This window comes from Amycolatopsis sp. SB7-3, from assembly GCF_041021335.1.
GTDB classification, from domain to species: Bacteria; Actinomycetota; Actinomycetes; order Mycobacteriales; family Pseudonocardiaceae; genus Amycolatopsis; species Amycolatopsis japonica.
This window is the reverse complement of record NZ_JBFPJQ010000001.1, coordinates 40,397-56,783: the sequence shown is the minus strand read 5'-3', so window position 1 is coordinate 56,783 and position 16,387 is coordinate 40,397. Positions and strand designations below refer to the sequence as shown.

The 16,387-nt window shown below is 68.8% G+C and carries 17 protein-coding genes; 8 read left to right on the top strand and 9 right to left on the bottom strand.

Features of this window, described 5'->3' with window-relative positions; translation table 11 throughout:
- Positions 1–3 precede the first annotated feature (3 nt).
- Both AB8M46_RS00270 and AB8M46_RS00265 read right to left on the bottom strand, forming a co-directional pair.
- On the bottom strand, positions 4–813 hold the full coding sequence (locus AB8M46_RS00270) for a DUF3626 domain-containing protein (protein WP_394359207.1): 810 nt from the start codon (positions 811–813) through the stop codon (positions 4–6).
- Between the two features lie 10 nt (positions 814–823).
- On the bottom strand, positions 824–1,387 hold the full coding sequence (locus AB8M46_RS00265; protein WP_394359206.1) for a helix-turn-helix domain-containing protein: 564 nt from the start codon (positions 1,385–1,387) through the stop codon (positions 824–826).
- A gap of 31 nt (positions 1,388–1,418) precedes the next feature.
- Here AB8M46_RS00265 and AB8M46_RS00260 point away from each other — a divergent pair, with 31 nt between their 5' ends.
- Complete coding sequence (locus tag AB8M46_RS00260; RefSeq protein ID WP_394359205.1) at positions 1,419–1,946, top strand: GNAT family N-acetyltransferase; 528 nt, start codon at positions 1,419–1,421, stop codon at positions 1,944–1,946.
- Here AB8M46_RS00260 and AB8M46_RS00255 read toward each other — a convergent pair.
- The 5 genes from AB8M46_RS00255 to AB8M46_RS00235 all read right to left on the bottom strand — a co-directional run bounded on the left by AB8M46_RS00255 (position 1,943) and on the right by AB8M46_RS00235 (position 6,464).
- Positions 1,943–2,587: a response regulator gene (locus AB8M46_RS00255; RefSeq protein ID WP_394359204.1), complete on the bottom strand. Its 645-nt coding sequence runs from the start codon at positions 2,585–2,587 to the stop codon at positions 1,943–1,945. The genes AB8M46_RS00260 and AB8M46_RS00255 overlap by 4 nt on opposite strands.
- An 8-nt stretch (positions 2,588–2,595) precedes the next feature.
- Entirely contained in the window at positions 2,596–3,858 is a 1,263-nt protein-coding gene (locus AB8M46_RS00250; protein ID WP_394359203.1) for a sensor histidine kinase, read from the bottom strand.
- Between the two features lie 171 nt (positions 3,859–4,029).
- Positions 4,030–4,233, bottom strand: coding sequence for a hypothetical protein (locus tag AB8M46_RS00245; protein WP_378428772.1), 204 nt, complete (start codon positions 4,231–4,233; stop codon positions 4,030–4,032).
- Between the two features lie 10 nt (positions 4,234–4,243).
- Positions 4,244–5,359 carry an acyl-CoA desaturase gene (locus AB8M46_RS00240; RefSeq protein WP_037342389.1) on the bottom strand — a complete coding sequence of 372 codons (1,116 nt, stop codon included), beginning with the start codon at positions 5,357–5,359 and terminating at the stop codon, positions 4,244–4,246.
- A gap of 13 nt (positions 5,360–5,372) precedes the next feature.
- On the bottom strand, positions 5,373–6,464 hold the full coding sequence (locus AB8M46_RS00235) for a ferredoxin reductase (RefSeq protein WP_394359202.1): 1,092 nt from the start codon (positions 6,462–6,464) through the stop codon (positions 5,373–5,375).
- 125 nt (positions 6,465–6,589) lie between these two features.
- Here AB8M46_RS00235 and AB8M46_RS00230 point away from each other — a divergent pair, with 125 nt between their 5' ends.
- The 5 genes from AB8M46_RS00230 (at position 6,590) to AB8M46_RS00210 (ending at position 10,903) form a co-directional block, all read left to right on the top strand.
- Entirely contained in the window at positions 6,590–7,210 is a 621-nt protein-coding gene (locus AB8M46_RS00230) for a TetR family transcriptional regulator (RefSeq protein ID WP_378371937.1), read from the top strand.
- Between the two features lie 180 nt (positions 7,211–7,390).
- Positions 7,391–8,497: a Re/Si-specific NAD(P)(+) transhydrogenase subunit alpha gene (locus AB8M46_RS00225; protein WP_394359201.1), complete on the top strand. Its 1,107-nt coding sequence runs from the start codon at positions 7,391–7,393 to the stop codon at positions 8,495–8,497.
- Entirely contained in the window at positions 8,497–8,796 is a 300-nt protein-coding gene (locus AB8M46_RS00220; protein ID WP_016336134.1) for an NAD(P) transhydrogenase subunit alpha, read from the top strand. Before AB8M46_RS00225 ends, AB8M46_RS00220 begins: the two co-directional genes overlap by 1 nt.
- Positions 8,793–10,178, top strand: a complete 1,386-nt coding sequence (locus AB8M46_RS00215) for an NAD(P)(+) transhydrogenase (Re/Si-specific) subunit beta (RefSeq protein ID WP_073849013.1) — start codon at positions 8,793–8,795, stop codon at positions 10,176–10,178. Before AB8M46_RS00220 ends, AB8M46_RS00215 begins: the two co-directional genes overlap by 4 nt.
- Entirely contained in the window at positions 10,175–10,903 is a 729-nt protein-coding gene (locus AB8M46_RS00210) for a lipoate--protein ligase family protein (protein WP_037342393.1), read from the top strand. The genes AB8M46_RS00215 and AB8M46_RS00210 overlap by 4 nt, the downstream gene beginning before the upstream one ends.
- Positions 10,904–10,958: 55 nt before the next feature.
- Here the strand turns inward: AB8M46_RS00210 and AB8M46_RS00205 are convergent, their stop codons facing one another.
- Positions 10,959–11,663: a histone-like nucleoid-structuring protein Lsr2 gene (locus AB8M46_RS00205; RefSeq protein WP_394359200.1), complete on the bottom strand. Its 705-nt coding sequence runs from the start codon at positions 11,661–11,663 to the stop codon at positions 10,959–10,961.
- A 156-nt stretch (positions 11,664–11,819) separates the two neighbouring features.
- Here AB8M46_RS00205 and AB8M46_RS00200 point away from each other — a divergent pair, with 156 nt between their 5' ends.
- A complete protein-coding gene (locus AB8M46_RS00200) occupies positions 11,820–13,193 on the top strand; it encodes an NAD(P)/FAD-dependent oxidoreductase (protein ID WP_360129974.1) in 1,374 nt (457 codons plus the stop codon).
- Here AB8M46_RS00200 and AB8M46_RS00195 read toward each other — a convergent pair.
- The gene (locus AB8M46_RS00195) at positions 13,190–14,671 is read right to left on the bottom strand and encodes a hypothetical protein (protein ID WP_394360824.1); all 1,482 of its coding nucleotides are present in this window, start codon (positions 14,669–14,671) and stop codon (positions 13,190–13,192) included. The genes AB8M46_RS00200 and AB8M46_RS00195 overlap by 4 nt on opposite strands.
- Positions 14,672–14,850: 179 nt before the next feature.
- Between AB8M46_RS00195 and AB8M46_RS00190 the strand changes: the two genes are divergently transcribed.
- The gene (locus AB8M46_RS00190; RefSeq protein WP_394359199.1) at positions 14,851–16,323 is read left to right on the top strand and encodes a S8 family peptidase; all 1,473 of its coding nucleotides are present in this window, start codon (positions 14,851–14,853) and stop codon (positions 16,321–16,323) included.
- Positions 16,324–16,387 lie beyond the last annotated feature (64 nt).

Here is a 16,387-nt window from a genome sequence, read left to right as displayed (position 1 = left end):
TCTTCACGGTAGTGCCCCGAAGCGCGCGACGTAGTGCCAGACGCGTTTGAGGGCTTGCGGGTCGAGGTGCCGGGCTTCGCCGAGGACGCGCGGGTCGAGGTGACCGTCTTCGGCCAGCGCCAGGCCGAGCTCGACGAATTCGGCGCCGCGGTAAGCCGGGTGCCGTTGGAGTTCTTCGGTGGACAGGCGGAAACCCGGATGCCATTCGACCGGACAGCCGAGGCGTGAAGCGGCCTTCTCGACGTCTGTGCCGCGGTGGCTCGGGTCGAGAACCAGGGCCTCGACGTCCTTCGCGAGGTCGACGGGACCGTGGACGTGCGCCTCGATGTAGTCGTCGAGAAGGTCGGCGTCGTCACGGGCCGCCAGCTCTATCAGTGCGGAAACCCTGGTGCCGCAGCCGAAATCCGCCGGATTCAGCACGCTGTCGGGATAGCAGAACGTCGTCCTGCGGAGGGTGTGCGCGGCCATGCGGAAATGGGCGGAGCCGAATCTCGGCGCGCCACCGGCCGGGCGGCGGCGGAAGTTCAACGCGCCGTACTTCGGCCGTTCGGCCGCGGGCGCGTCGTCGTAGGCGCCGCCGAACATCCGGCTTTCCCAGTGCCAGCGGTCTCCGCCGGGACGCGCGGTGAGCCCGCCGTTGCTGGTCCCCGTTTCGAACTGGTTGCGGTAGAACCCGTCTTCGGCCATCGCTTCGAGCAGCGGGCGTCCGTCCACTGTGGATCTGTCGGGGTGGAAGTGCAGTGTCACCGGCAAGCCGGCCTCGTGCCCGCCGCGTGCTTTCGCCGCGACGTATGCGAGGGCCCGGGACTGCATTGTCCGAGTATCAGGCGTGCCGCCGGGCGAGCGCGACCAGATATCGGACCGGTTCCCCGGTCGGGTTGACGTAGGCGCAGGGCTGCGGAGTGCCGAGCTGCAGGCAATCGCCCGCGTCGAGTTCGTGCTCGACGTCGCCCTCACGGAACCGCAGATGCCCGTCGAGCACCCAGATCTGGTGATGGGTCAGTACGTAGGTGTGAGCGGGGAAGGCGACCTCGGCGCCCGCGGGCAGCACGACCTCCACCAGTTCCAGCGGCCCGCCGAGTGAAGGCGAGATCGCGCGGCGCACGTATCCGGTGTCGGGGTCGGTCCAGGTCGGCTGATCGGCGGCGCGCACCAGCCGCCGGTCGCCGTGTTCGGCGCGCGCGATCAGCTCGGACAACGTCATGCCGAGCGCGGCGGAAAGCTTGCCGAGCAGGACCGCCGTCGGCTGCGCCTCGCCCCGCTCGATCTTGCCGATCATCGCCCTGGACACGCCCGAGGATTCGGCGAGGGCGTTGGCCGAAAGGTTCTGAGCGAGCCTCGCGGCCTGGAGCGTCGCGGCGAGCGACGCGGACAAGGGATCCGACATGCTGCTCACTATAGTGGCAGCCTCGGTTACTATGGTCGCCATGATCAGGGAAGCGACGGAAGCCGACGCGACGGCGTGCGCGGAGATCTACGCGCCGTATGTCACCGACACGGTGATCTCGTTCGAAACCGAGCCGCCCAAGCCGGACGAGATGGCCGAACGTATCGCCAAGGCGCAGCGATCACACGCCTGGCTGGTGCTCGAAGACGACGAAGGCCGCGTCGTCGGCTACGCCTACGGAGGCCCCTTCAGCGGCCGGCCGTCGTATCGCTGGTCTTGCGAGGTCAGTATCTATCTGGAGCTCGGCCGCCGGAGGACCGGCGGCGGGCGCGCGCTCTATCAGGCGCTGCTGGACGAACTGACGTCGCGCGGTTTCCGGAACTTCTGCGCGGGGATGGTGCTGCCCAACGACGCGAGCGCCGGACTGCACCGCGCGCTGGGCTTCGAGCCGGTGGGGACATACCGGCGGATCGGGTACAAACACGGGGCTTGGCGGGATGTCGCCTGGGTGCAGCTGTGCCTGCCTGAGCTGGACGGGGTTCCGGTGGAGCCGTCCTAGGACTCCAGGTACCGCAGCACGGCGAGGACCCGCCGGTTGTCCCCTTCGGACTGAGGCAGCGCCAGCTTCCCGAAGATGCTCGACACGTACTTCTCCACCGAGCCCGCCGAAAGGAACAACGCCGCCGCGATGGCCGAATTCGACCGGCCCTCGGCCATCAAACCGAGCACCTCACGCTCCCGCGGCGTCAGCCCCGCGAGCGCGTCCGTCTTCCGGGTGGCGGAGAACAGCTGGCTGACCACTTCCGGGTCGAGCACCGTCTCGCCCTCGGCCACCCGGCGAAGCGCGTCCAGGAAGTCCGACACCTCCGCGACGCGGTCCTTCAGCAGATAGCCGACGCCGCCCGCGCGGTCGGCGAGGAGTTCCGTCGCGTACTGCGTCTCGACGTACTGCGAGAACAGCAGGATCGCGCACCCCGGCAGTTCCGCGCGCAACGCGATGGACGCGCGCAGTCCCTCGTCCGTGTGCGTCGGCGGCATCCGGATATCCACAATGGACACGTCCGGCCGATGTTCGCGTACCGCCGCGCACAGGCTGTCGCCGTCGGCGACGGCCGCGACGACCTCGTGCCCCCGAAGGTTCAGCAGTTCGACGAGCCCCGCCCGGAGGATGGCCGAATCCTCCGCGATCACGACGCGCACGCCGCCCCCTATTTCCGTAATGGTATTTCCGCGCTGATCACCGTAGGCCCTCCAGGAGGGCTGTCGATGTCGAGCCCGCCGTCCACCGTCGCGAGCCGCTCGGCGATTCCGGCGAGCCCTCCGCCGCGTACCGGCCGGGCCCCGCCTTCGCCGCCGTCGCGCACCACGAGCCGCAGGTCTTCGCCGACGATACCCACGTCGACCTCGATCGCGGAGGAAGTGTGTTTGGCGGCATTCGTCAGCAGTTCCGCGACGGTGAAGTAGGCGATCGTCTCGATCGACGGGGACGGCCTGCTCGGCAGGTCCACGGTGATCCGCGCGTCGATGCCCGAGCCCGCGGCCAAAGTGGACAGCGCGACGTCGAGGCCGGCGTCGAGCGCGGCGGGATGGATGCCGCGGGCGAGGTCGCGAAGTTCGACGAGTGCCTGTTTCGCGTTGGCGTGCGCGGCGGTGACCAGGGCGGTGACCTGCTCGATGTCGCCGTCGCCCGCGAGCTCGTCCTTCGCGATGCCGAGCTTCATCGCCAGCGCGACCAGTTGCGCTTGCGCGCCGTCGTGCAGGTCGCGTTCGATCCGGCGCAGCCGCCGCGTCGCGTCGTCGACCGCGGTCGCGCGGCTGCGTTCGAGGTCGCGCACCCGCTTCGAAAGGTCTTCGGCGCCGAGGACGCCGCGCACCAGCAGCCGGTCGAATTCGGTGAGACCGCGGACCACCCACGGCATCGCCAGCAGGACGGCCAGCCCGGTGGCGGCGAGTGGCAGGGTGAGGGGCCACGTGTCGACGCGCAGGTCGAACGTCGGCATCGCGTCACCGTGCAGGGTGAACCAGAACAGCGGATAGCTCAGCGTGCTCACGGCGTACACGAACAGGGTCGCGACCAGGAAGAACTCGATCAACGACAGCGGCAGCCGGATCACCAGATAGGCGATCGACCGCCAGCCGAGCGGATCCCCGAGCCTGCCTTTGACGGCGTTCCAGAGGCCCGGCCTCAGTTCGGGCCGGGTGGGCGGAGTGACCGTCGTCCCGAGCAGGGCGCGCGCCAGGCCGATGTGGGCGATGCCGATCAGCCTCGCGCCCGCCAGGACGCCGATGAGCACCGGAACCCCGATGGTCAGCAGGCTCAGACCCGCCCCGAGGATCAGCCCGAGGACCACGAGCACCACGAACGCCAGGGTCAGCGGCGCGCCGATGATCACCCAGGCCAGCTCGCCCCAGTACGCGCGGCTCAGCTGTGCGCCGAGGACGCGTCCAAGCGGGGCGGGGCGGGTGATCACGGCTTCAGCTTGCCGTGGTCATCTGCCACGTGGCCATCCAGGTTTCCCTAGTCTTCGGTACAGCTGGTCGTGAGTGGCGTTTCGTGTTCTAACCCGAAACGCCACTCACGACCAACCGGACCCGCCCTGCTCCGGCACCCTGGTCGCTTCACGTACAGGGCACCCTTGGTGCTAACCCGAATCGCGGCTCTCGTCCGCCTGCGCCCGCTGGGACGCCTCACGCATCTCGATGACGTCCGTCAGCCAGTCGCCGGTCTCGCGGGCGATGTCTCGGATCGCGCCGGTGATGATCGTCGCGATGTTGCCGATGTGGGTGGCCGCGGACTCGGTGACCTCTTGGACCACGTCCTTGGTGCTTTCGAACTGACCGACCATGTCAGACACCTTAAGCCGCTCGGAGGGTCTTGTCGCTCTCCACGGTAGCCGGGGTGCGGGGTTCACCGTTCCACGGAAGGGCCAATTTCACGATCTTCTTGGCCACCGAGAACAGCTGCTTGTGCAGGGGGCCGGTGTTGTACGGCAGGCCGTACTTCTCGCAGATCGCCCGTACCTCGCCCGCGATCTCGGGGTAGCGGCGCGCCGGGATGTCCGGGAACAGGTGGTGCTCGATCTGGTGCGAGAGGTTCCCGGTCATGACGTGGAACAGCTTGCCGCCGGTGATGTTCGCCGAGCCGAGGATCTGCCGCAGGTACCACTGGCCGCGCGACTCGTTCTCGGTCTCCTCCTCGGTGAAACTCTCGACGTCGGCGGGGAAGTGCCCGCAGAAGATGATCGAGAACGCCCACAGGTTGCGTGTCAGGTTCGCGGTGGCGTTGCCGAGGAAGGTCAGCGGCGCGAGCGGACCGGTCAGCAGCGGGAAGAGCACGTAGTCCTTGCCGACCTGACGTCCCGCCTTGCGCACGATCTTCCGCAGCACCGGCTTGTTCTCGGCCCAGGTGCGTTCGCCCTTGGCGACCCGGTCGACCTCGAGGTCGTGCAGCATGACGCCCCACTGGAAGAACAGCGCGAGCAGCGTCGCGTACACCGGGTTGCCCAGGTAGTACGGGTTCCACTTCTGCGCCGGGTCCATCCGCAGGATGCCGTAACCGATGTCGCGGTCCTTGTCGAGGATGTTGGTGTAGGTGTGGTGGATGTAGTTGTGGGAATGGCGCCAGTTCTCCGAAGGCGCGACGGTGTCCCACTCGAACTTCTGGGAGCTCAGCGCCGGGTCGCGCGTCCAGTCGTACTGGCCGTGCATGACGTTGTGGCCGATCTCCATGTTGTCGAGGATCTTCGCCACCGAAAGCGCGGCGACGCCGGCGACCCAGGCGGGCGGGAAGAAGCCGGCGAACAGCAGCCCGCGGCCGGCGACCTCGAGCGCGCGCTGGGTCTTGATGACGTTGTGGATGTAGTCGACGTCCACCTGGCCGAGGTCGGCGACGATCCGCTGCCGGATCTCGTCCAGTTCGCGGCCGAAGTCCTCGACCTGCTGAGGGGTCAGTTTGTCCTGCAAGCCGGTCATGGCCCGCTCCTTTCTAAGCGTTGATCTCGACGTCCCCGACCGGGACGGAGATGCAGAGTTGGATCTCTTCGTTCTCTTCGCTGGAGGTCTCGCCGGTCTTGGCGTTGCGCACGCAACCGGAGGTCTTGATCTGCGTGCACGAGAAGCAGATGCCCATGCGGCAGCCGTGTTCCGGGCTCAGTCCGGCTTCTTCCGCCTGCTCCAGCAACGGTTTCCCGGAGTTGGCGAACTCGCGACCGCTGCGCGCGAAGCGCACCTGACCTTCGGCGTTCTCGGTGTCGAAGGTGAGCGCGGGCGGGGTGAACTCCTCGGTGTGCAGATGTGCACCCAGGCCGTCGGCCTCGAAGACCTCGCGCACCGAGTCCATCAGCGGCTTCGGGCCGCACAGGAAGGTTTCGGCGTCGGGGTACCACGGGGCGGCCTCCGCGAGGTGCTCCTTCGAGAAGAAGCCGCGCAGGTCGCCGCCGGTCTTGGCGTGAGTGAACGCGTGTACCACCCGCAGGCCGGGAAGGCGACGGGCGAGGTCGGCGAGTTCGGTGCGGTAGAGGGCGTCTTCGGCGCCGTTGGAGTAGTGCAGGAAGACGAGATCGCCCTCGTACTTCTCGTCGGCCAGTGTGCGCAGCATCGACAGGACGGGCGTGATCCCGCTTCCGCCGCTCAGCAGCAGGATCCGCCGCGGCCTCGGCGAAGGCAGGGTGAATTCACCGTCCGCAGTGGACAGTCCGAGCACCGAACCGACGGTGACCGTGCGGTTCAGGTGCCGCGAGACCAGGCCCTGGGGGTCGGCCTTGATGGTCAGTTCCAGTGTGCCGTCGTGCTCCGAACCGGCGGGTGAGTAGCAGCGGGTGCGGCGGACGCCGTCGATCTCGACGGTCACCCGCACGTACTGGCCCGCGAGGTGGCCGCGCCAGGCCCGGCTCGGCCGGATGGTCAGCGTGACCGTGTCGGGTGTCTGCCGCCGGACACCGGTGACCTGGCCGCGGATCTCGCGGCGGACCAGCATCGGGTCGACGAGTTCGAGGTAGCGGTCCATGCCGTGGGGCGTGAGCAGGGCCTCGGCCAGCGAGGCCAGCTGCCTGGCCCTGCGCGGTACCAGTGCCGTCATCACTTCTCCCAAATTCAGTGAACGCTTGTACACTGAATAGTGAAGTGGTGAAGATCCCGCTTGTCAACGCGAGAGGACGGCGATGTGACGTGGGTGATAGCGCGGAGGCGATTAGGCTGTCCGTCGTGACAACCGAGCCCGTTTCCCGCCAGGAGCGCAAGCAGCGCACACGGCAGGCGCTACTGGACGCCGCCCTGGACCTGGTGGCGGAACGCGGGTTTTCCGGGCTCAGCCTGCGGGAGGTCGCGAAACAGGCCGGCATCGTGCCGACGGCGTTCTACCGCCATTTCGCGTCGATGGACGAACTCGGCGTGGCGCTGGTCGAGGAGTCGATGCGCACCTTGCGCACGATGATCCGCTCCGCGCGCACGAGGCCGTCGGCGTACAACGACATGATCCGCTCGTCGGTGCGCATCCTGCGTGAGCACGTACGGGCGCACGAGGACCATTTCCACTTCCTGACCAGGGAGCGCTACGGCGGCACCGGCCCGGTCCGGCAGGCGATCGGCTTCGAACTCAAGCTCTTCGTCAGCGAACTCGCCGTCGACCTCGCGCGTTTCGATTTCCTCCGCGACTGGAGCACCGAAGATCTGCACCTGCTCGCCGACCTGATCGTGACGACCATGCTCACGACGGTGCTGGAGCTGCTCGAAACACCTTCGCGTGACGACGAGATCGTCCGCACGGCCGAACGGCGGCTGCGGCTGATCTTCCTGGGCGTGCCGAACTGGCGCAGCGTTCCGTGATGCGGAAATCGTTGCCATAGCGCGCATATGACGTCGCGCACCTGGATCGATGGCTGGATCGATCGTGATGAGCGATGTCACGGAAAGATGCCGTCCGGATACGTTCAGCCAGGAAAGTTGTCGGCCGGGCGTGGTAAGAAGTGCGGGTTCGTGTGGTCCTCTCCAGCGAGGAGGTCGCCTGTGGCGGCAGAGAACGAGCAGCTCACGGTCGGCGTGGTCCGGGAAACCGGACAAGGTGAACGCCGCATCGCGCTGGTACCGAAACTCATCGAGCGCGTTTCAGGACGCGGACTGCGGGTGGTGGTCGAGCCCGGCGCGGGCGCCGGCGCGCTGCTCGCCGACGAGACCTTCGAGCAGGCGGGCGCGGTGATCGGCGATCCGTGGGATGCCGACATCGTGGTGAAGGTGGCGCCTCCGAGCGCGGCCGAAGTCGCGAAGCTCAAACAGGGCACCATCCTCATCGGCTTCCTGAATCCGAGGGGTGATCCCGAGGGGATTGCCGCGCTCGAAGCGGCGGGCGTCCGCGCCTTCGCCGTCGAGGCGATCCCGCGGATCTCCCGCGCGCAGGCGATGGACGCGTTGTCGTCGCAGAGCAGTGTCGCGGGCTATCGCGCCGTCCTCCTCGCCGCGGAGAAGCTCACCCGCTTCTTCCCGATGCTCACCACCGCCGCCGGAACGGTGCCCCCGGCCAAGGTGCTCGTTCTCGGCGCCGGTGTCGCGGGGTTGCAGGCCTTGGCGACGGCGAAACGGCTCGGCGCGCAGACCACCGGGTACGACGTCCGGCCCGAGGTCGGCGAGCAGGTGAAGTCGCTCGGCGCGAAATTCCTCGACCTCGGCATCGAGGCGGTCGGCGAAGGCGGGTACGCCCGCGAGCTGACCGACGAGGAGAAGGCCGAGCAGCAACGCAGGCTCACCGAGGCGATCACGAAATTCGACGTCGTGATCACCACCGCGCTCGTCCCCGGCCGCAAGGCGCCGGTCCTCGTCACCGCCGACGCGGTGAAGGGGATGCCCGCCGGTGGAGTCGTGGTCGACCTCGCGGGCGAATCCGGCGGCAACTGCGAGCTGACGAAACCGGGTGAGGAGGTCGTCGAGCACGACGTCACCATCTGCTCGCCGCTCAACCTCGCCGCGGAGATGCCCGCGCATTCCAGCGAGCTCTACGCGCGCAACGTCACCGAGTTGCTGGAACTGCTCGTCGACAAAGAAGGCAAGCTCGCGCTCGACTTCTCCGACGAGATCGTCGCCGGGGCCTGTGTCGCCGGAAAAGAAGAAGGAGGCGAGTGATGCTCGTCGGCAGTTTGGCGATCCTCGTACTCGCCGGATTCGTGGGCTTCACGGTCATTTCCAAGGTGCCCAACACGCTGCACACCCCACTCATGTCGGGGACCAACGCCATCCACGGCATCGTCCTGCTCGGCGGGCTGATCGTGCTCGGCCTCGGGGTGGACGGCGTGCTGAACAAGGTCCTGCTGGTGATCGCGATCGCCTTCGGCACGATCAACGTGGTCGGCGGCTTCCTCGTCACCGACCGGATGCTTTCGATGTTCAAAGCGAAGAAGCCGGAAGACGGTGGTGACAAGTGACGACCTTCATCGCCGTCCTCTACATCATTTCCTTCGCACTGTTCATCTACGGCCTCATGGGCCTGACCGGTCCGCGCACCGCGGTACGCGGCAACTGGATCGCCGCCGTCGGCATGGGCATCGCGGTGATCGCGACGCTGCTGACCCCGGGCATGAGCAACTGGCTGCTCATCGCGCTCGGCGTGGCGATCGGTGTCGTCGTCGGCGTCCCGTCCGCGCGCAAGGTGAAGATGACCGCGATGCCGCAGATGGTGGCGCTGTTCAACGGCGTCGGCGGCGGGGCGGTCGCGCTCATCGCGTGGGTCGAGTTCCGCACCACCGAGGGCTACGCGCACGAGCCGGCGTACGTCGCGATCGCGTCGTTGTTCGCCGCGATCGTCGGGTCGGTGTCCTTCTGGGGTTCGAACATCGCGTTCGGGAAACTGCAGGAGCTCATCTCCGGCCGCCCGATCACCCTGGGCAAACTGCAGCAGCCGGTGAACGCGCTGGTGCTGATCGCCGCGATCGTGCTCGCGGTCGTCATCGCGAGCGGCGGCGACGCCGAACTGCTGATGATCGGCCTGCTGGTCGCGGCGGGCGTCCTCGGTGTGGTGGTCGTGCTGCCGATCGGCGGCGCGGACATGCCGGTCGTCATCTCGTTGCTCAACGCGCTCACCGGTTTGTCGGCGGCGGCCATGGGGCTCGCGCTCGACAACACCGCGCTGATCGTGGCGGGCATGATCGTCGGCGCCTCGGGTTCCATCCTGACGAACCTGATGGCGAAGGCGATGAACCGGTCGATCCCGGCCATCGTCGCCGGCGGGTTCGGCGGCGGCACGGCGGTCGCGAGCGGTGGCTCCGGCGAGGTCCGGCCGGTCCGCAGCACCAGCGCGTCCGACACCGCGATCCAGATGGCGTACGCCAACAAGGTCGTGGTCGTGCCCGGATACGGCATGGCCGTCGCGCAGGCTCAGCACGTCGTCCGCGAGATGGCGAAGTTGCTGGAGGCCAAGGGGATCACGGTCGCGTACGCCATCCATCCGGTGGCGGGCCGGATGCCGGGGCACATGAACGTGCTCCTCGCCGAGGCCGACGTCCCGTACGAGCAGCTCAAGGAAATGGACGAGATCAACTCCGAGTTCGCCCAGACCGACGTCGCGCTGGTGATCGGCGCGAACGACGTCACGAACCCGGCCGCGGAGACCGATCCGGGCTCGCCCATCTACGGGATGCCGATCCTCAAGGTGAACCACAGCCGGTCGGTGATCGTGCTCAAACGCGGGATGAGCTCGGGCTTCGCCGGCATCGACAACGAGCTCTTCTACGATGCGAAGACCAGCATGCTCTTCGGCGACGCCAAATCGTCGGTGGGCGAGATCGTGGAGGAACTCAAAGCACTGTGATCGGTCCTTCGGAAGTCGTCGCCTCGTTCGACGACCCGGCCGACAACCTCGCGTTCGACGAAGCCCTCCTGCGCGCCGCACCGGAGGCGCCGGTCCTGTGGATCTGGCGCAACACCGACTGTGTGGTCGTGGGGCGGGGGCAGAAGATCGAACGCGAGGTCAAGGCCGACGTCTGCGCGAGCGACGGCGTCCCGGTGCTGCGCCGGGCCAGCGGTGGCGGCACCGTGTTCCACGATCCCGGCAACCTCAACGTCACGTTGGTCCTGCCGGGGCCGTCGCACAGACCGCTCGAAGCACTCGGGGAACTGATGACCGCGACGGTGGCCGAACTCGGGCTGCCGTCGCGGCTCGGTGATCGAGGTCTGTTCGTCGGTGACGCGAAGCTGTGCGGTTTCGCCGTCTTCCGGACGAGAACGGGCTTGCTCGCGCACTCCACCCTGCTCGTTTCGACCGCCGCCGAACGGGTCGGCCGGTACCTCACTTCGGCACCCGCGGATCCCCGTCCGCTCGACTCCCACCGGAGCCGGGTCGCGTCGCTCGCCGAACATGGCCTGCGTAAAGGTGTTGCCGACGTCACGGCCGCCGTCCGCGTGGCGGCGGCCGCGCAACTGGGTGAACTCGCCACCCGGAAGCCCTCGGACGAGGAGCTGGAGTGGCACCGCTCGCTCCAGCACACGCGGTACCACTACCCGGAATGGCATGCCGAGGGCGCTCAGCGTAAATGAACTGAAAACGAAAAAGGCCCTTTCGCGAATATCGCGAAAGGGCCTTTTCGATGAATTACTTTTCGGTGGCCGAGAAAGTGACGGCGGGCACCTTGCGGGCGGCGCGCGTGGTCTTCTTCGGCTCGGCGGCCTTCTTCGCCGGAGCCTTGGCCGCGGCCTTCGGTGCCGCCTTGGCGGCGGCCGTCTTCGCGGCGGCGGCCTTCGGAGCGGCCTTCGTGGCCGTCGTCTTGGCGGTTGTCTTCGCTGCCGTCTTGGCCGGAGTCTTCGCCGCGGCGGCTGCCTTCGCGCGGCCGGCCGGAGCCTTGGCCGCCGTGGTCTTCGCCGCCGCGCCGCGAGTCGTCTTCGCCTTGGCCGCGGTGGCTTTCGCCGTGGTCTTGGCGGGAGTCTTCGCCTCCGGCTTGGGGGCGGCGGCCTTCTTGGCGGCGGTGGGCTTGCGGCCGGCGACACCCTTGGCGGCGGGCTTGCGGCCCGGCTTCGCGGCCGTCTTCGCCTCGGCCTTCGCCGCGGTGGCCGCGGTCTTCGGGGTCGACTTCGACACCCGCGCGCCCTTGGGGCGCTGCACGACCCGCGGCCGCAGTTTGCGTCCGCCGATCCGGCGGCCGTTCTCCACATAGGCACGCAGGATTTCCCGGAGTGCGGTGGCGTTGTCGGCCGAAAGGTCGATGTCGTAAGCGATTCCGTCCAAACCGAAAGCGACCGTTTCCTCGGCCGCCTCGCCGGTCAGATCATCCAGCAAATGCACAGCAGTGTTCCTGGCCATGAAAAACCTCCCGCGCTCGATCGTTCTACTGCGTAACCGGCACGGTGAAACCTGAACCCGCGGCTGATGACTCACGCAGCGACACGAGGATAGCGGCAGGTTGCGCGAAGCTGCGCGGTGGTGTGCGCTGAATGCATGTCAGCACAGACTTTTGACGTGATCGTGATCGGAGGCGGCCCGGTCGGCGAGGTCGCCGCCGAACGGGCGGCACGAGGCGGCCTTCAGGTCGCGCTCGTCGAACACGAACGCTTCGGCGGCGAATGTTCTTACTGGGCCTGCATTCCGAGCAAGGCGCTGCTGCGGCCGGGGAACCTCCTCGCCGCCGCCAAACGCGTCCCCGGTGTCCCGGTTGGCGACGCGGTCGACCCGGCGGCGGTGTTCGCGCGACGGGACTGGTTCACCGGCAAGGGAGACGACACCGGACAGGTCAAGTGGGCCGAAGGCGTCGGGATCGTCCCGATCCGCGGGCACGGCCGGATCACCGGTGAGCGGAAGGTCACGGTCGACGGGGGTGACGAGCTGACCGCGCGGCACGCCGTGATCGTCGCCACGGGCAGCGTCCCGCGGACGCCGTCGATCCCCGGGCTGGACACGATTTCGCCGTGGGGTTCGCGTGAGGCGACTTCGGCCGAAGCGGTCCCGCGCCGCCTCGGCGTACTGGGCGGCGGTGTCGTCGGAGTCGAAATGGCGCAGGCCTTCGCCACACTCGGCGCCGAAGTCCACTTGATCATCTCGGGGGCGCGTCCCTTGCCGCGGCTGCCGGAATTCGCGGGCGACGCCGTGATCGCGGGGCTCCGCGAAGCCGGCGTCACCGTGCACACCGGCTCCGGTCTCGACTCCGTGTCCGCTGTGGACGGTGGTAAGGAACTGGCGTTGAAGGGCGGCGATCGGTTGGTCGTCGACGAGCTGCTCGTCGCCACCGGCCGCCGCCCGGCGACCGACGGGCTCGGCGTGGAGACGCTCGGGCTCGAAGCGGGCGCGCCGCTCACGACCGACGACAACGGCCGTGTGTCCGCTGTGGACGGTGACTGGCTGTTCGCCGTCGGGGACGTCACCGGCCGGGCGCCGCTGACCCATCAGGGCAAGTACGCGGCCAGGGCCGCGGGCGACTCGGTGGCCGCGCAGGCGGCGGGCAAACCGGTCGACTCCGCCGCGTGGAGCGCGCACAGCGCCACGGCCGATCACCACGCCATCCCGCAGGTCGTCTTCACCGACCCGGAGGTCGCTTCGGTCGGGCTCGCCGGACCCGAGGAGGGCAAACCGCATCGCGTCGTCGACATCGACATCGCGGTGGCGGGTTCGTCACTGCACGCGGACGGTTACGCGGGCAAGGCGCGCCTCGTCGTCGACACCGAACGCGACGTCCTGGTCGGCGCGACCTTCGTCGGGCAGGACGTCGCCGAACTCCTGCATTCGGCGACGATCGCGATCGTCGGGGAGGTCCCGCTGCCGAGGCTGTGGCACGCGGTCCCGTCGTTCCCCACGATCAGTGAAGTGTGGTTGCGCCTGCTGGAGGCGTACGGCCTCTAGCCGTTGACAGGCAGTTCGAGCGCGGCCTTCGCGCCGCGCACGAGGCCGGGATCGTCCGGAGTGGACGGTCCCGGCAGCCACACCACCTGGATCAACCGGACCGATTTCCCGTCCAGGCTGCTCTGGTAGGCGGCGCCTTCGAACACCGGCACTTCGCCCTGCCACTGGTTGGTCTCGGTGGCGAGATCGAGGATGCCGCCGCCGCCCGGGTTGTCGGCGATGGCCTTGAACGCGTTCGCCTGCTCCGTGTTCGGGAATTCCACGACGGCGATCGTCACCGCCGCGGCCCGGCCGTCGATGGAACTGGCGAAGCTGGCCCTTTTCACCGTCGAGCAACTCGTCTGCTGAAGACTCGACTGGACGTCGCCGTACGCGTGGGACGCGCATTTCTGGTCCGCGGCCGACGCCCGCGAGGTGAACTGGATGTTCTCCACCGCGCTGCTGCTCGGCGGCGGGGGACTGGTCGCCGGGGTCGGCGGGGGAGTCTGGGTGGACGCGGTGTCGTCGCCACCGGAAGCCACGCTGATGGCCGCCACCAGCAACACGATGAGCAGACCGATCGCGGCGACCGGGAGCCATTTCACGGTCTTGGACTGCCGCGGAGACTTCGGGGCGGACTCGGCGGGTGCGGGAGCGGCGGCCGCCGGCGGCGGGGTCTGCCGAATTGGGGGAACGGGCTTCGCGGGTGTGGCCTGCTGAACGGGAGGAGCGGCCTTGACCGGCGGTACGGGTTTGGCGGGAGGAACGGGCGGCACGGCCGGTTTCGCAGGTCTCTTCCCCTTCCCCGGATGCTGGACCGGAACCGTCGGCGCGATCGCCACGAGCGGGTTCTCGCGGATCACCGTGGGCTCGTCGTCGGAGTAGGCGCTGAACCCCTCCCCGAGCAGCATCTCCTCGGGCATCGGCGGCGCGTCCGGGGCGAGCGCGGCGATCAGGTCCCGTGCCTGCTGCACCGAGCGGGGACGGGGCGCGGTGGCCAGCGAGACCGTCGCGGCGAGCATCGTCGTCGCCGTCGGATAGAGGACACGGACCGAACCGGCGAGATCCGCGGCAGGCTGGTCGACCGTCTCCACGTAGGGGCCGACGGCGATGATCGTGCCGATCGGCCCGGCGGCGGGGGCGACGTCCGCGATCTTGTGCGTGCACGCGGCGGACAGCGAGAGCGCGTCGGTGGCCGGGTTGATCGAGGTGTCGCCGTGGACCAGCGGCCAGCCGTCGGCCTTCCACGGTCCGCCGAGCGGGGCTTCGAGTTTCAGTGCCGGGTCCGGCAGGTCGACACCGATGACGATGAGGACACCCTTCGGCATGACCACGACGGCTTCGACGGGCCGTCCCTCGACCGGGCTGGCGCCGATCAGGGCGACCCCGCCGACGACGTTGCTGCCCCGGCCGAGTGAAGCCAGCGCGGCGCGGACGTCCTCGGCCACCCGGGACGGCTGCTGAGCGAGGCGAACGAGTCGCACCGAACCCCTCCCCATCTCGTCGGTCTCGCTGCACAAACTAGCGCCTCCATCCGGACTAATGCGGAGACACGTCCCAGGTAGGCGCCGTGATGTTGCTCCGAAAAGTTGTAATGCACGTGAGCACCGTCACCCGTCCGGGTGGTACTCGTTGGTAGGTGACAGTTCCTTGCCCCCCTGTCACCAGGAGAAACGCAATGGCCGTATCCCGACCCTGGCGTCGACGCGCCGCGCTCGTCGTCGCCCTGCTCGCCGTCCCGGCCGCGGGGATGGTCCCCGCGCAGGCCGCCGGACCGTCGGCACCCGTCGCCCCCGGACTAGCCCGCCTGCTCTCGGCCGTCACCGGTACCGCGGGGGTGACCGCGCTCGTGCACGCCGACGACGTCACCACCGCCGAACGCGCCGCCCGCTCGGCCGGGCTCACGAAGATCACCTCGTTTTCGAAGATCGGCGTCGTCGCCGTCCGGGGCACCGCCGACCAGGTGCGCGCGGTGCGCAAGGCCGCCGGGGTCACCTACGTCGAAGGCAACGAGAAGCTCAAGGCGCACGGCAGCGCCGGGACCACGGCGACGCGGAGCCTGCAGACGCAGACACAGCTCAAGGACGCCGGTGGCGCTCCCGTGGACGGCAAGGGCGTCTCCGTCGCGATCATCGACACCGGGGTCGACCCGACGCATCCGGCGTTCAAGGGCGCCGACGGCAAGACGCGGGTGGTGCGCAGCCTCAAGAGTCTCTGCCTCGACGGCACGGCGACGAACTGCATCGTCGACGTCCCGACCTCCGTCGACACCGACACCCTTTCCCTGGGCGGCCACGGCACGCACGTCACCGGCATCGCCGCGGGCAACCGGCTGACGCTGACCGACGGCACCAAGGTCGGCGGCTCGGCGCCGGGCTCGAAGATCGTCTCGGTCTCGACGGGGGCCGCGCTGCTCGTCCTGGGCACGGACGCCGCGCTGAACTGGGTGCTGGAGAACCACAAGGCTCCGTGCGGGGCGGGCGTCGCGGCGTCGGTGTGCCCGCCGATCAAGGTGACCAACAACTCCTACGGTCCCAGCGGCGGCGGCGCCTTCGATCCGAACTCGGCGACGGTGAAGCTGCAGCGCGCGCTCGCCGCGGAAGGCGTCGTCACGGTGTGGGCGAACGGGAACGACGGTGGCGACGGTTCGGCGAACCTCTCCAACCCGCCGGGGCAGGACCAGACGCCGGGTGTGCTTTCGGTGGCGTCGTTCAACGACCAGGGGACCGAAACCCGTGACGGCACGGTCTCCGACTTCTCCTCGCGTGGTCTCAAGAGCAGCCAGGCGAGCTGGCCCGATGTTTCCGCGCCGGGGGAGAACATCCTCTCGTCGTGCCGGCCGACGCAGCCGATCTGCACGCAGGGCCTGCAGCCCAAGAACGGCCCGGGGCTCCTGGATCTCGCCACCTACAACGTGATCAGCGGGACCTCGATGGCGGCGCCGCAGATCACCGGGATCGTCGCGCAGCTGTTCCAGGTCGCGCCGAACGCGAGCCCCGGTGAAATCGAGGCCGCGATCAAGGGCACCGCGTACAAGTTCGCCGATGGTTCGCCGTACGTCGCGGCCGGGCCGTACACGTCGAGCTTCGACAAGGGCACGGGTCTCGTGGACACCTTCGCCGCGGCGAAGTCCCTCGGCGCCCAGGGCTGAGCCAAGTCCGTGAAGGCCTCCTTCCCTACCTTCAAAGTAGGGAAGGAGGCCTTCACGGCATGGG

What these genes read in the sequence shown, in the direction of transcription:
- AB8M46_RS00270 (WP_394359207.1), bottom strand. Translation starts at nt 813, where the DNA reads ATGCAGTCCCGGGCCCTCGCATACGTCGCGGCGAAAGCACGCGGCGGG.
- AB8M46_RS00190 (WP_394359199.1), top strand. Translation starts at nt 14,851, where the DNA reads ATGGCCGTATCCCGACCCTGGCGTCGACGCGCCGCGCTCGTCGTCGCC.
- AB8M46_RS00245 (WP_378428772.1), bottom strand. Translation starts at nt 4,233, where the DNA reads ATGGTCGGTCAGTTCGAAAGCACCAAGGACGTGGTCCAAGAGGTCACC.
- AB8M46_RS00195 (WP_394360824.1), bottom strand. Translation starts at nt 14,671, where the DNA reads ATGGGGAGGGGTTCGGTGCGACTCGTTCGCCTCGCTCAGCAGCCGTCC.
- AB8M46_RS00220 (WP_016336134.1), top strand. Translation starts at nt 8,497, where the DNA reads ATGCTCGTCGGCAGTTTGGCGATCCTCGTACTCGCCGGATTCGTGGGC.
- AB8M46_RS00240 (WP_037342389.1), bottom strand. Translation starts at nt 5,359, where the DNA reads ATGACCGGCTTGCAGGACAAACTGACCCCTCAGCAGGTCGAGGACTTC.
- AB8M46_RS00235 (WP_394359202.1), bottom strand. Translation starts at nt 6,464, where the DNA reads ATGACGGCACTGGTACCGCGCAGGGCCAGGCAGCTGGCCTCGCTGGCC.
- AB8M46_RS00205 (WP_394359200.1), bottom strand. Translation starts at nt 11,663, where the DNA reads ATGGCCAGGAACACTGCTGTGCATTTGCTGGATGATCTGACCGGCGAG.
- AB8M46_RS00260 (WP_394359205.1), top strand. Translation starts at nt 1,419, where the DNA reads ATGGTCGCCATGATCAGGGAAGCGACGGAAGCCGACGCGACGGCGTGC.
- AB8M46_RS00265 (WP_394359206.1), bottom strand. Translation starts at nt 1,387, where the DNA reads ATGTCGGATCCCTTGTCCGCGTCGCTCGCCGCGACGCTCCAGGCCGCG.